The organism is Erwinia sp. LJJL01 (assembly GCF_047300805.2).
In the GTDB taxonomy this organism is placed as follows: domain Bacteria; phylum Pseudomonadota; class Gammaproteobacteria; order Enterobacterales; family Enterobacteriaceae; genus Erwinia; species Erwinia aphidicola.
Window position 1 is genome coordinate 1,893,681 of the sequence record NZ_CP178576.1, and the last position, 14,044, is coordinate 1,907,724.

The 14,044-nt window shown below is 53.8% G+C and carries 13 protein-coding genes and 1 pseudogene; 2 read left to right on the forward strand and 12 right to left on the reverse strand.

All coding sequences use genetic code 11. From position 1 onward, the window contains the following. Window positions 1-89: 89 nt before the first annotated feature. Window positions 90-992, reverse strand: coding sequence for a LysR family transcriptional regulator (locus ACLI4M_RS09635; protein WP_048917938.1), 903 nt, complete (start codon window positions 990-992; stop codon window positions 90-92). A 109-nt stretch (window positions 993-1,101) separates the two neighbouring features. Here ACLI4M_RS09635 and ACLI4M_RS09640 point away from each other — a divergent pair, with 109 nt between their 5' ends. Together ACLI4M_RS09640 and ACLI4M_RS09645 are read left to right on the forward strand one after the other, a co-directional pair. Continuing rightward, entirely contained in the window at window positions 1,102-2,481 is a 1,380-nt protein-coding gene (locus ACLI4M_RS09640; RefSeq protein ID WP_133622349.1) for an MFS transporter, read from the forward strand. Then, entirely contained in the window at window positions 2,481-2,858 is a 378-nt protein-coding gene (locus ACLI4M_RS09645; RefSeq protein WP_048917940.1) for a cytoplasmic protein, read from the forward strand. The genes ACLI4M_RS09640 and ACLI4M_RS09645 overlap by 1 nt, the downstream gene beginning before the upstream one ends. A 63-nt stretch (window positions 2,859-2,921) precedes the next feature. Here the strand turns inward: ACLI4M_RS09645 and glmS are convergent, their stop codons facing one another. From glmS to atpI, 11 genes and pseudogenes are all read right to left on the reverse strand, one after another. Then, the gene (gene glmS / locus ACLI4M_RS09650; RefSeq protein ID WP_133622348.1) at window positions 2,922-4,754 is read right to left on the reverse strand and encodes a glutamine--fructose-6-phosphate transaminase (isomerizing); all 1,833 of its coding nucleotides are present in this window, start codon (window positions 4,752-4,754) and stop codon (window positions 2,922-2,924) included. Window positions 4,755-5,045: 291 nt separating this feature from the next. Next, entirely contained in the window at window positions 5,046-6,416 is a 1,371-nt protein-coding gene (gene glmU / locus ACLI4M_RS09655) for a bifunctional UDP-N-acetylglucosamine diphosphorylase/glucosamine-1-phosphate N-acetyltransferase GlmU (RefSeq protein WP_048917941.1), read from the reverse strand. 166 nt (window positions 6,417-6,582) lie between these two features. Beyond that, entirely contained in the window at window positions 6,583-7,002 is a 420-nt protein-coding gene (locus tag ACLI4M_RS09660) for a F0F1 ATP synthase subunit epsilon (RefSeq protein ID WP_048917942.1), read from the reverse strand. Window positions 7,003-7,026: 24 nt separating this feature from the next. After that, on the reverse strand, window positions 7,027-8,409 hold the full coding sequence (gene atpD, locus ACLI4M_RS09665; protein WP_048917943.1) for a F0F1 ATP synthase subunit beta: 1,383 nt from the start codon (window positions 8,407-8,409) through the stop codon (window positions 7,027-7,029). Window positions 8,410-8,441: 32 nt separating this feature from the next. Next, window positions 8,442-9,311, reverse strand: a complete 870-nt coding sequence (atpG, locus tag ACLI4M_RS09670; RefSeq protein WP_048917944.1) for a F0F1 ATP synthase subunit gamma — start codon at window positions 9,309-9,311, stop codon at window positions 8,442-8,444. 54 nt (window positions 9,312-9,365) lie between these two features. After that, the gene (gene atpA / locus ACLI4M_RS09675; RefSeq protein ID WP_048917945.1) at window positions 9,366-10,907 is read right to left on the reverse strand and encodes a F0F1 ATP synthase subunit alpha; all 1,542 of its coding nucleotides are present in this window, start codon (window positions 10,905-10,907) and stop codon (window positions 9,366-9,368) included. Between the two features lie 16 nt (window positions 10,908-10,923). Continuing rightward, window positions 10,924-11,457, reverse strand: a complete 534-nt coding sequence (gene atpH / locus ACLI4M_RS09680; protein WP_048917946.1) for a F0F1 ATP synthase subunit delta — start codon at window positions 11,455-11,457, stop codon at window positions 10,924-10,926. A gap of 11 nt (window positions 11,458-11,468) precedes the next feature. After that, window positions 11,469-11,939: a F0F1 ATP synthase subunit B gene (gene atpF / locus ACLI4M_RS09685; RefSeq protein ID WP_048917947.1), complete on the reverse strand. Its 471-nt coding sequence runs from the start codon at window positions 11,937-11,939 to the stop codon at window positions 11,469-11,471. Window positions 11,940-12,039: 100 nt separating this feature from the next. Continuing rightward, the gene (atpE, locus tag ACLI4M_RS09690; protein WP_003849523.1) at window positions 12,040-12,279 is read right to left on the reverse strand and encodes a F0F1 ATP synthase subunit C; all 240 of its coding nucleotides are present in this window, start codon (window positions 12,277-12,279) and stop codon (window positions 12,040-12,042) included. A gap of 49 nt (window positions 12,280-12,328) precedes the next feature. Beyond that, window positions 12,329-13,148 (reverse strand): annotated as a pseudogene (gene atpB, locus ACLI4M_RS09695) (F0F1 ATP synthase subunit A). Between the two features lie 8 nt (window positions 13,149-13,156). Then, window positions 13,157-13,540 (reverse strand): F0F1 ATP synthase subunit I, encoded by a 384-nt coding sequence (gene atpI, locus ACLI4M_RS09700; RefSeq protein WP_048917949.1) that lies wholly within the window; start codon window positions 13,538-13,540, stop codon window positions 13,157-13,159. Window positions 13,541-14,044 lie beyond the last annotated feature (504 nt).

A 14,044-nucleotide genomic window follows, 5' to 3' on the forward strand; every position in this document is an offset into this window, starting at 1 on the left:
CTTCAGATGTCATCAAGTGAGAGATGATTGTAAGAAAGGAGGAGCGCGGTGTTTGGTTAAAAAAGGCCCCACGGGCACCAGAACCTGTGTTAATCGCCCTCGCCGTAGCCTATTTGCAGCCTCAGGAAATCTATCAGGGCACGCACTTTCGCCGGAACATGTCGTGTGTTGGGATAAACGGCATAGATACCCTGCTGTGGGAAGGCGTATTGCGGCAGTAAATGCGTTAATTTTCCACTGAGCAACATCGGCCGAACCAGCCATTCAGGAAGTAACCCCACGCCACAATCCTGCAGGACAAAACTCATTAATGAGGAGGCACTGTCGGTGGAGTACCGCACAGATTTGACTATCTCAAAATCAATCTGCTGCCCCTGTGAGTGGACGATCTGCCAGTTAAAAGGGGATTTAAGCCGATTATGAATAATCCATGGCGCCTTCCCCAGATCTTCAAGTGAATGGATTGGGTTAGCGGCTAACCATTTTGGCGTGGCGACGGGGAGTATTGAAAAGCGATCGATGAGCGCTGCGTGATAACTTGAGTCTGCCAGCTTACCCAGCCTGATGGCGATATCAAAACGTTCTGAGACCAGATCGGCATGTGAAGAAGAAGAGACATGGCGCACGCTGAGCTCGGGATGGAGCTGACCAAATGCAACCAGGGCAGGGATCACCTTCTCAGAACCATATTCCGCGGTGCTGGTGATACAAAGTTCACCGCGGAACCCATGATGGCTGAGTCGCACATCATTGGCTATCTGTTCGGCGTCCTTTAATAGCTGAAGACTACGTTGATAAAAAGCCGCCCCTGCCTGCGTCAGAGTCAGACGTCGCGTCGTTCGCAGCATTAGCGCTACGCCAAGCTCTGATTCCAGCCGCTGAATACTCGCACTAATTGCCGCTTTCGTTTGGCCTGAGGAAGCCGCTGCGGAGGTAAAGCTACCTGCATCGGCGACCGCAACGAACATCGCCACCCGCTGTAAATTGAGCATAAACGACTCACACACTGTCAAAAATTATTTGACAGTGTATCACCCCGCGGGCGGTTTATCTGCTGCAGGATTCTCCCTATATTAGCCACTCTCAACAGGGAGTGATGGTATGAGTTATCGCAAAAAAGTGGCTATGGTTTACCTTCTTGGTTTTTTCCTCGACTTAATCAATATGTTTATCTCTACCGTTGCTTACCCGGCGATTGGTCTGGCGATGCAAACCTCTGTCGCTCAACTGGCCTGGATCAGTAATGGTTATATTTGTGGGCTGACGCTGATCATTCCTCTAGGCGCATGGCTGACACAACGTGTGGGCGCGCGGCGCGTTCTTTTAGCGTCGCTGGTTTTATTTGTTATTGGAACAACGCTATCCGGCCTGGCCCGTTCAATCGAAGGGCTGATTTTCTGGCGCATAGTGCAGGGGATCGGTGGCGGGTTGCTGATACCTGTTGGACAGGCATTGACGTGGCAATTGTATGCTAAACATGAACGTGCCCGGCTGTCGTCCGCTGTGATGCTGGTGGCACTTCTCGCCCCGGCATTCTCACCGGCTTTGGGGGGGTGGCTAATTCAGGCATTGAACTGGCGCTGGATATTTTTCGCCAGTCTCCCGCTGGCAATAATGACATTGATACTGGCTTTTGCCTGGCTGAAAGATGGAGTCCGCGCGCCAGAAGAGGGAAAACTCGACATTACAGGGCTGTTAATGGGGTGCGCGGGGCTTTTTCTGGTTCTAACGGCCATGACGGAGTTGGCTGATAATGGCGAGATTATCAGGGGGGGCACATTTTTACTGCTGGGCATCGTGCTACTCATACTGTTCACTCTGCATAATCGTCGGGTTTCCTCTCCGCTGTTCAGCTTTGACCTGCTTTCCGACCCGTTAATGCGCTACTCAATGATGGTGTACCAGTGTGTCCCAGGGCTGTTTATGGGAGTGAGCCTGGTCAGCATCCTCTACCTTCAGACATCTCTAAGTCTCTCCCCTGCTGCCACGGGTGCATTGATGATCCCATGGTCAATCGCGTCATTTTTTGCGCTGATGATTACAGGTAAGACTTTTAATCACCTGGGGCCACGCCCTTTGATTATTGCCGGTTGCCTGCTGCAGGCAGCAGGGATTGTGACACTTTCCCTGGTTTCTCACGGCGCCCAGTACTCCCTGCTGACGATCGCCTTTGCGCTGATGGGGCTGGGAGGGAGCCTGTGCAGTAGCACCGCCCAAAACAGCGCTTTTCTTAACATCGCCGCCCCTGACATGCATCAAGCCAGCGCGTTATGGAATATCAATCGTCAACTCAGCTTCTGTTTTGGCGTGGCGTTGTTAAGCCTGTTATTGAACCTGCTTATCAGCCATCTGCCGTCACGCCAGGCCTATCTTTGGACATTTTATGCAGCCGCTTTAGGTACTGTTATTCCGGCATTACTGAGTGTAAGCCTTAATAACCGCAGTATTAAAATGCACATCAAATCTGAGGAAAAAAGCTAATGAATATCTATATCAATGAAGTACTGGCAGCGCACGTTGCAATAGAAAACTGGTTGAGCAAAGGGGAGGGTGAACTGGAGTTACTCCTTGAGCGCTTCAGTCCGCACTACTCCATGATAACCCTGTCAGGCGCAAGACTCGATCGCGAAGCATTAAGCCATTTTTTCCTTCAGCAGCGCGCCAGCCGTCCGGGGCTAAAAATTGTCGTGGATCAGTTCTCTGTTTTGCATGAAGGGAATGACGGGGCGGTGTTGTTATATCAGGAAACGCAGACCCAATCCGATAAAGAAATGACGATTCGCTGGTCCACAGCAGTGCTTAACCTTAAGCAAGAAAAGCCTGTTTGGTTACATTTACATGAAACGCTACAGCCATAGATAATGATAAAAAAAGTCCGGCAGCCAAAGGCATACCGGACTGTTAAGCAACGGCGTGAAGGCTTATTCCACCGTAACGGACTTAGCCAGGTTACGCGGCTGATCCACATCGGTGCCTTTAATCAGGGCGACGTGGTACGAGAGCAGCTGCAGCGGCACGGTGTAGAAGATTGGCGCAATCACCTCTTCAACGTGCGGCAGTGGGATAATGCGCATCCCTTCGCTGTCGGCAAAACCGGCATCAACATCGGCGAAGACATACAGCAGGCCGCCGCGGGCGCGCACTTCTTCGATGTTCGACTTCAGCTTCTCCAGCAGTTCATTGTTCGGCGCGACCACAATCACCGGCATATCAGCATCGATTAGCGCCAGCGGGCCATGCTTCAGCTCGCCGGCGGCGTAGGCTTCTGCGTGAATGTAGGAGATCTCTTTCAGCTTCAGCGCCCCTTCCATCGCGATAGGGTACTGATCGCCACGGCCAAGGAATAGCGCATGATGCTTGTCGGAGAAGTCTTCCGCCAGCGCGGCGATCTTCTCATCCTGCGACAGCATCTGCTCAATGCGGCTCGGCAGTGCCTGCAGAGAGTGCACGATGTCGTGTTCTACCTGCGGGTTCACCCCTTTCAGCCGGCCAATTTTCGCCACCAGCATCAGCAGCACGGTCAGCTGGGTGGTGAAGGCTTTGGTCGAGGCCACGCCAATTTCGGTTCCGGCTTTGGTCATCAGCGCCAGGTCAGATTCACGCACCAGTGAGGAACCCGCCACGTTGCAGATTGCCAGCGAGCCGAGGTAGCCCAGCTCTTTTGACAGGCGCAGCGCTGCCAGGGTGTCGGCGGTTTCACCGGACTGGGACAGGGTGATCAGCAGGCTGTTATTGCGCACCGCGGATTTGCGATAGCGGAACTCAGAGGCGATCTCCACGTCGCACGGCACGTTCGCCAGCGACTCAAACCAGTAGCGCGAAACCATCCCGGAGTTATAGGAGGTACCGCAGGCCACGATCTGGATATGCTCAACGTTGGCCAGCAGCGCATCCGCGTTCGGGCCCAGCTCGGAGAGGTCGACTTCGCCATGGCTGAAACGCCCGCTGAGGGTGTTTTTGATCGCGACCGGCTGCTCGTAAATCTCTTTCTGCATGTAGTGACGGTAAACGCCTTTATCACCGGCGTCGTACTGCGCCGTGGATTCGATCTCTGCGCGCTTCACCTGAGCGCCGCTGCGATCGAAAATCGTGACGTCACGACGGGTCATTTCCGCGATGTCACCCTCTTCCAGGTAAACAAAGCGGCGCGTCACCGGCAGCAGGGCCAGCTGGTCGGAGGCGATAAAGTTTTCGCCCACGCCACGGCCAATCACCAGCGGGCTGCCGGAACGGGCGGCCACCAGCACGGACGGGTCACGGCTGTCGACGATCACCATGCCGTAGGCGCCGCGCAGCTGAGGGATAACGCGCTGCACCACTTCACGCAGCGAGCCGCCAGCCTGTTTCTGCTCCCAATGCACCAGATGCGCCACCACTTCGGTGTCGGTTTCTGACGCAAAGGTGTAGCCACGGGCGATCAGCTGCTCGCGCAGCGGTTCGTGGTTCTCAATAATACCGTTGTGAACAATGATGATATGTTCAGAGATATGCGGGTGCGCATTGGCTTCCGACGGCTCGCCGTGGGTTGCCCAGCGCGTGTGCGCGATACCGGTTCCGCCAATCAGCGCGGTGCTCTCTGCCGCTTCAGCAAGGTTCTGAACCTTACCCAGGCGGCGCAGGCGGGTGGCATTTCCCTGCTGATCGACCACGGCCAGACCCGCAGAGTCATAACCACGGTACTCCAGACGGCGCAGCCCTTCGAGCAGGATCTCTGCAATATCACGCTGCGCTACAGCTCCAACAATTCCACACATAGTAAATTTTCCTGACAGGATGACGTTCAGCGTCATCTGCGTTGTCTTCTGACCTGATTATTCCGGTGCATACTCTAAATAATTCACGTTGCAGGAAGGCGGCAAGCCCGTGAATCCCCGGGAGCATAGACAACTATGTGACCGGGGTGAACGGGTGCAGCCAACGCACCTGCAATGTGAAGAATGACGAGTATTTTTCGGTTCCCCGAGCCTTGTAGAGTGGGGATTATTTTTATGTTTACTGCTTTAAAACAAAACACAGGGCCAGGCGAGCCTGGCCCCTGGAATGGATTATTTTTTCTTTTCCGGACGCTGCCAGCTGGCGTTCAGCTGCTGCTCTTTGCGGTTATACACCAGGCCCGCCGCCGGAACGTTTTTCATAATGGTGGTACCGGCCGCGATGGTGGCCCCCGCCGCGACGCTCACCGGGGCGATCAGCTGGGTATCGGAACCCACAAACACGTCGTCGCCGATGATGGTCTTCGATTTATTCACGCCGTCGTAGTTGCAGGTGATGGTGCCCGCGCCGATATTGACGTGACTGCCAATCTCGGCATCGCCCAGGTAGCTGAGATGCCCGGCTTTCGAGCCTTTGCCCAACCGTGCCTTTTTCATCTCAACAAAATTACCGACGTGCGCGCCTTCGGCCAGTTCGCTACCGGGACGCAGGCGGGCGAAAGGCCCGACGCTGCAGCCGGTGTCCAGCCGTGCGTCTTCAATCACGCTGTACGGGCTGATGACGCTGTCGTCGGCAATCACGCTGTTTTTAATCACGCAGCCGCTGCCGATTTTCACCCGGTTACCCAGGGTAACGTGACCCTCAATGATCACATTGGTATCGATCACCACATCGCGACCGTGCTCCAGCGTGCCGCGCAGATCGAAACGTGCCGGATCCAGCAGCATCACCCCGGCCAGCAGCAGTTTTTCTGCCTGCTCCGCCTGGTAAACACGCTCCAGCGTCGCCAGCTGTAAACGGTTGTTCACGCCGTCGGTTTCGGTGGAGCGGGACGGATGTACCGCCGCAATCTGGCGGCCTTCCTGATGGGCGAGGGCGATGATATCGGTAATGTAATACTCGCCCTGCGCGTTGTTGTTGGTCAGCTTGCCGAGCCAGCGCTTCAGATCCGCGCCGTTCGCCAGCAGGATGCCGGTATTGATCTCATTAATCAGCAGCTGCTCAGGGGCGGCATCTTTCTGTTCGATAATGCCGACCACCTGGCCGTTTTCACGAATGATGCGCCCGTAACCGGTTGGGTTATCGAGCATCACCGTCAGCAGGCCAATGCCGCCCGCCGGTTTAGCCGACTGCAGGCGGCGCAGCGTCTCGACCGAGATCAGCGGCACATCGCCGTACAGCATCAGAATGTCTTCGTCATCAGCAAAGCAGGGGGCGGCCTGCTGCATCGCGTGGCCCGTGCCCAGCTGCTCCGCCTGCAGCACCCAGTTCAGTGAGGCATCGTTTAGGGTGCTTTTCAGCAGGTCACCACCGTGGCCATAAACCAGATTGACGCGCTGCGCGTTCAGCGCCTTCGCCGCATCAATCACATGCTGAACCATCGGTTTTCCTGCCAGTAAGTGCAGCACTTTCGGCAGTTCGGAGTACATGCGCGTACCTTTACCGGCGGCAAGGATAACGACGCTCATCGGGCTCTCAGACATAGACATCCTGACTCTTTATTTGATGTTGAAAGTAAAACGGTTTAACACTAAGAATACTACATTTTTCTCAGCCCGAAATTAGCCTGAAGCGCAGCGGGTGGCGGGATTGGGGCAAAAAAAATGCCAGTCAGTTTCCTGACTGGCACTCGAACAACTTAAACCTGAGTTACATCGCGTTCTTGGTCAACTCGATCACGCGCAGTTTGGCGATCGCTTTAGCCAGTTCCGCAGACGCCATGGCGAAGTCAACATCACCGTGCGAGCTGTTCATATGCTCTTCGGCTTTGCGTTTCGCTTCCAGCGCGCGAGCTTCATCAAGATCGCTGCCGCGGATCGCCGTGTCAGCCAGCACGGTAACCGCGCCAGGCTGCACTTCCAGCACGCCGCCGGAGAGGTAAATCACCTCTTCTTCGCCGTGCTGCTTAACGATGCGAACCATACCAGGCTTAATGGCGGTCAGGAGCGGGGCGTGGTTTGGGCGAATACCCAGCTCACCTTCGCTACCTGATACCTGGATGCTCTGTACAGTACCGGAGAACATCTGCTGCTCCGCGCTGACAACGTCCAGGTGAAAAGTCATAGCCATTGTTAACCTCCAGGGAAACTGAAATTACAGTTTCTTCGCTTTTTCCACGGCTTCTTCGATGGAACCTACCATGTAGAAAGCCTGCTCTGGCATATGGTCGAACTCGCCTTCCATGATGCCTTTAAAGCCACGGATGGTATCTTTCAGGGACACGTATTTACCCGGAGAACCGGTGAATACTTCTGCCACGAAGAACGGCTGGGACAGGAAGCGCTGCATCTTACGCGAGCGTGCTACCACCAGTTTGTCTTCTTCTGACAGTTCGTCCATACCCAGGATGGCGATGATGTCTTTCAGTTCCTGATAACGCTGCAGCAGTGACTGAACGCCACGCGCAGTGTCATAGTGTTCCTGACCAACAACCAGTGGATCCAGCTGACGGCTGGTAGAATCCAGTGGGTCAACCGCCGGGTAGATACCCAGTGAAGCGATCTGACGGCTCAGTACCACGGTTGCGTCTAAGTGCGCAAAGGTGGTGGCTGGTGACGGGTCAGTCAAGTCATCCGCAGGGACGTAAACGGCCTGAACGGAAGTGATTGAACCGGTTTTGGTCGAGGTGATACGTTCCTGCAGAACGCCCATCTCTTCCGCCAGCGTTGGCTGATAACCTACCGCAGAAGGCATACGACCCAGCAGTGCTGATACTTCAGTACCGGCCAGGGTGTAACGGTAGATGTTATCGATGAACAGCAGTACGTCACGACCTTCGTCACGGAACTTCTCAGCCATGGTCAGACCGGTCAGCGCGACGCGCAGACGGTTTCCTGGTGGCTCGTTCATCTGGCCATAAACCAGGGACACTTTGTCGATAACGTTAGAGTCGGTCATCTCGTGGTAGAAGTCGTTACCCTCACGAGTACGTTCGCCCACACCGGCAAATACCGAGAAACCTGAGTGCTCAGCCGCGATGTTACGGATCAGCTCCATCATGTTTACGGTTTTACCTACACCCGCACCACCGAACAGACCGACTTTACCGCCCTTAGCGAACGGACACATCAGGTCGATAACCTTGATGCCGGTTTCCAGCAGTTCCTGCGAGTTTGACTGATCTTCGTAAGAAGGTGCTGAACGGTGAATCGCCCAACGCTCTTCTTCGCCGATGTCGCCTTTCATATCGATTGGCTCACCCAGCACGTTCATGATACGGCCAAGCGTTGCAACACCAACAGGTACTTCGATCGGATGCTCAAGGTCGACAGTTTCCAGACCGCGCTTCAGGCCGTCTGAAGAACCCATGGCGATGGTACGAACCACGCCGCCACCCAGCTGCTGCTGAACTTCCAGCACCAGACGAGCATCACCATTTTTAACCTCAAGGGCGCTGTACACTTGTGGTACTGCGTCCTGAGGGAACTCGACGTCAACCACGGCGCCGATTACCTGGACAATCTTTCCAGTAGCCATCTTGAATCCTCTACCTAATTCATTAAACCTGGTTAAACCGCGGAGGCCCCACCGACAATCTCGGTAAGTTCCTGGGTGATGCTGGCCTGACGAGCCTTGTTGTATACCAACTGCAGCTCTTTGATCAGGTTTCCGCCGTTATCGGTTGCGGCTTTCATCGCCACCATTCGCGCGGCCTGCTCGCTGGCCAGGTTTTCAACAACACCCTGGTAAACCTGAGACTCGACATAGCGGCGCAGTAACGTGTCCAGCAGCGCTTTCGGATCCGGTTCATACAGATAGTCCCAGGTACTCTTCTTCACAACGCCTTCCGCATCATCTGCTGGCGGTAATGGCAGCAGCTGTACGATCTGTGGAGTCTGAGACATGGTGTTGATAAATTTGTTGCTGACGATAAACAGCTTGTCGAGACGGCCTTCATCGTATGCCTGAAGCATCACTTTGACCGGGCCAATCAGGTCGGACAGGGCAGGTTTATCACCCATCCCGGTAACCTGAGCAACCACGTTGCCGCCAACAGAGCTGAAGAATGACAGACCTTTGGAACCGATAATCGCCATATCACTTTCGACGCCTTTATCAGCCCAGGCCTTCATATCAGCCAGCACTCGTTTGAACAGGTTAATGTTCAAACCACCACAAAGCCCGCGGTCGGTAGACACGACCAGATAGCCGACGCGTTTAACGTCACGCTCTTCCAGGTAAGGGTGCTTGTATTCCAGATTACCTAACGCAATGTGACCAATCACTTTGCGCATGGTCTCTGCATAAGGACGGCTGGCCGCCATGCGTTCCTGCGATTTACGCATTTTGGAGGCGGCGACCATTTCCATCGCTTTGGTGATCTTCTGCGTGTTTTGCACGCTGCCGATCTTACTACGTATCTCTTTTGCGCCGGCCATAAGCTTCTCCTCAAAGCCTTGCGGCCTGCCCCCGAAGGAACAAGCCGCCAGACATTACCAGGACTGGGTTGCTTTAAACGTTTCGAGGAGGCCTTTCAGCTTCTCTTCGATTTCGCCGTTATAGTTACCAGACTGGTTGATATCAGCCATCAGCTCTGCGTGATCGCGATCCGCGTAAGCCAGCAGTGCCGCTTCGAAGCTACCGATTTTCGCCAGTTCGACGTCATTCAGGAAGCCACGCTCGGCGGCAAACAGCACCAGACCCTGCTGCGCGACAGACATCGGCGCATACTGTTTCTGTTTCAGGAGCTCGGTCACTTTCTGACCGTGGCTCAGCTGTTTGCGGGTTGCTTCATCCAGATCGGAGGCGAACTGAGAGAACGCAGCCAGTTCACGATACTGTGCCAGCGCGGTACGAATACCACCGGACAGTTTCTTGATGATCTTGGTCTGAGCAGCACCACCTACACGAGATACTGAGATACCCGGGTTAACTGCCGGACGAATACCGGAGTTAAACAGGTTGGTTTCCAGGAAGATCTGACCATCGGTAATCGAGATTACGTTGGTTGGAACGAACGCAGAAACGTCACCCGCCTGGGTTTCGATGATTGGCAGCGCAGTCAGTGAACCGGTTTTACCTTTCACTTCACCGTTGGTGAAACGCTCAACATAGTCGGCGCTCACGCGGGAAGCACGCTCCAGCAGACGGGAGTGGAGGTAGAACACGTCGCCAGGGAACGCTTCGCGGCCTGGTGGACGGCGCAGCAGCAGAGAAACCTGACGGTAAGCAACAGCTTGTTTAGACAGGTCATCGTACACGATCAGTGCATCTTCACCGCGGTCACGGAAGTATTCGCCCATCGCACAACCGGCATACGGTGCCAGGTATTGCAGAGCAGCAGACTCAGATGCGGTTGCCACCACAACGATGGTGTTAGCCAGCGCGTTGTGCTCTTCCAGTTTACGTACCACGTTAGCGATGGTAGAGGCTTTCTGGCCGATAGCTACGTACACACATTTGATGCCGGAATCGCGCTGGTTGATGATCGCATCGATCGCCATTGCGGTTTTACCGGTCTGACGGTCACCGATGATCAGCTCACGCTGGCCACGACCGATTGGAATCATCGCATCGACAGACTTGTAACCAGTCTGTACAGGCTGGTCAACGGACTGACGGTCGATAACGCCTGGTGCAATCACTTCGATCGGTGAGAAACCGTCGTTGTCGATAGCGCCTTTACCATCGATAGGAGCACCCAGGGTGTTCACTACGCGGCCCAGCAGGCCACGGCCGACCGGTACTTCTAAGATACGGCCAGTACACTTAACCTTCATGCCTTCGGCGAGGTCAGCGTATGGGCCCATGACTACAGCACCAACAGAGTCGCGCTCCAGGTTCAGTGCGATAGCGTAACGGTTACCCGGCAGGGCAATCATCTCACCCTGCATCACATCGGCCAGGCCGTTGACGCGGATGATACCGTCACTTACAGAAACAATAGTACCTTCGTTGTGAGCTTCGCTCACTACATTGAACTGAGCAATGCGCTGCTTGATCAGTTCGCTGATTTCGGTGGAATTCAGTTGCATATATGCTCCAGTCCCCTTAAGACTGCAAGACGTCTGCGAGGCGTTCGAGACGACCGCGTACGCTTCCGTCAATGACCATATCACCCGCACGGATGATTACGCCTGCCATTACAGACTTATCAATTTTGCAATTCAGCTTAACTTTGCGTGACAGACGTTTTTCCATCGCGCTGCTGATTTTGGTCAGCTGTTCATCGCTCAATGTCGTGGAAGAGATAACTTCAACCTCAGCGGTCGCATCATGTGCGGCACGCAGTTGGATGAACTGTTCCAGAACAGCGGTAAGCGCTGGCAAACGTTTGTTTTCAGCCATCACCTTAATCAGGTTCTGACCGGCTTCGTCGAGTTGGTCACCACAGATCGCGATGAACGCTCCAGACAACGCTTCCGGCGCCAGAGCGCCGGAAAGAAGTTCTGATACCTGTTCATTGCCAGCCACTTCGGCGGCAAACGCCAGCATCTGCTGCCAGCGATCGATACTTTGATGTTCAACCGCAAAGTCAAAAGCGGCTTTAGCGTAGGGGCGAGCTACGGTAGTAAATTCAGACATCAGCCCCTCCCTTACAGTTCAGCGACCAGTTTATCAACGATGTCGCTGTTAGCAGCTTCATCCACGGAACGTTCAATGATTTTCTCGGCGCCGGCAACAGCCAGCATCGCGACCTGCTTGCGCAGCTCTTCACGTGCACGTTTGCGTTCGGCATCAATTTCTGCCTGCGCTTGGGTGACGATCTTGCTACGTTCCTGCTCAGCCTCAGCTTTCGCTTCGTCCAGGATCTGCGCGCGGCGTTTGTTCGCCTGCTCGATGATTACCTGAGCGTCTTCTTTCGCTTTCTTCAGCTGGTCGGTCGCATTAGCCTGCGCGAGATCCAAATCTTTCTTGGCACGTTCAGCGGAAGCAAGGCCTTCGGCAACTTCTTTCTGGCGCTTTTCGATAGCAGCCATAAGCGGCGGCCACACGTACTTCATGCAGAACAGGACAAACAGGATGAACGCGATAGCCTGGCCGAGGATTGTTGCGTTAATGTTCACAGCACAATGCCTCTTGTTAAGTTAACTTTTTCTGCCGCTGCCGAAGCAGCGGCCAGAAGCCGTTCATCGCCCACAAACGCTGGCGATGAACTATCGGTTTTTACGCGACAGCAAACATCACGTACAGACCCAGACCAACAGCGATCATTGGGATTGCATCCACCAGACCCATTACAACAAAGAACTGCGTACGCAGCAGAGGAATCAGATCCGGTTGGCGTGCGGCGCCTTCCAGGAATTTGCCTCCGAGGATGCCGATACCGATCGCAGCACCGATTGCCGCCAGGCCCATCATCACAGCGGCAGCCATGTACAGCAGATCCATATTCAGGTTTTCCATGACAGTCTCCAGTTTGTTTCAGTTAAAACGCAGTAGTGTTGAGAAAAAATCAATGTTCTTCAGATGCCATCGACAGATAGACAATCGTTAAGACCATGAAAATGAAAGCCTGCAGCGAAATGATCAGGATGTGGAAAATGGCCCATGGCACATTCAGAATCCACTGTGACCACCACGGCAACAGACCGGCAATCAGGATAAAAATCAATTCCCCCGCATACATGTTTCCGAACAGTCGCAGACCCAGAGATACCGGTTTGGACAGCAGGCTCACACCTTCCAGAATCAGGTTGATCGGAATGAATACAGGGTGGTTGAAGGGTTGCAGAGTCAGCTCTTTAGTAAAGCCGCCAATGCCTTTCATCTTGATGCTGTAGAACAGAATCAAAATAAATACGCCAAGGGCCATCGACAGCGTGACGTTCACGTCAGCAGAAAGGCACCACACGCAACGCTGGCAGACCAAAGACATGCTCGCCGATGTACGGCAGCAGATCGATTGGCAGCAGGTCCATGAAGTTCATCAGGAACACCCAGACGAAAATCGTCAGGGCCAGTGGAGCGATGAGTTTGCTTTTACCGTGGTACATGTCGCGCACGTTGTCGTCAACGAAGCCAACAACTAGCTCAACAGCGGCCTGTAATTTACCCGGCACGCCGCTGGTCGCTGATTTCGCGACTTTGCGAAACAGCACCAGGAACACCAGTCCCAGCACCACAGAGAAAAACATGGAGTCGATATTTAGTACCCAGAACGTCGCCGGAGCGTCGTGCGGATTCACTAGCTCGAAGGTACGCAGGTCAAGCTGAAGGTTATTCAGATGATGACCTATGTATTCTTGCGGCGTAGAGATTTCTCCTGCAGCCATGATGCCTCTTACCCTTTGTTGTTAATTACAGCCGGTGCGACAATTTGCACAATCAGCACCGATAACCAGGCCAGTCCCAGCGGCGTAAACACCGCCTTAAACACTCCCAGCGCCACGATAATCACGAGAACAGTAACGAACACCTTTAGCACTTCGCCTAACGCAAAAGTCCAGGCGAGCCGCCCTGTTACTTCATGCCCCGCCCGGTGGCGCCAGGCAAAAATCATAAACAACACGTTCGGCAGCCAGGCTGCCAGTCCACCCGCTAAGGCGGACACGCCCCACGTCAGATCTTTCAGGGCAAAAAACAGTGCGCCGATTACGACAAAGGTCACCAGCTGCAAAAGCAACACGGTCCGGGCAAATTTTACTCTGTAAAGGGACACTGACATGACGCTGAAACTCTCCTGCCCCGATGGGGGTATGTCGCGTGTCGTATAAAACTGCCTTTGCTCTTTTGAGTCAAGCAGCAAAAAACGTGCAAATTATACGGTGCGCACCTGTGATTTCAATCGATAAGTAGAGAAAAGGTGAACAATTATTTAAATTTCTTTCCAGCGCTCCGTTTTCCCAAACTGCTGGCGGCGGCAATTGGCTGGTTTTTTTCTGCAATACACGACATTGCTTGCTCACAAAGCGTGCGACAGATCACAATTCAGCAATGTAATACCGGACAAACAAGCTGGCTTTATCCTAATAATACGCAACAGTATGAATTTTAATTGTTTAATATCAATATATTAGCTATTAGTTTTTTAAAAACGCCCTGTTGCTTCGATTAAAAGGTCTTATTGACATCTGTAGCAATTATTTAACATTGCTCAAGCCATTACTCACGCCGATTTATTGCGTGGATATATTTTCATGCGTGACTATCGGCACCCTTAAATATCGGG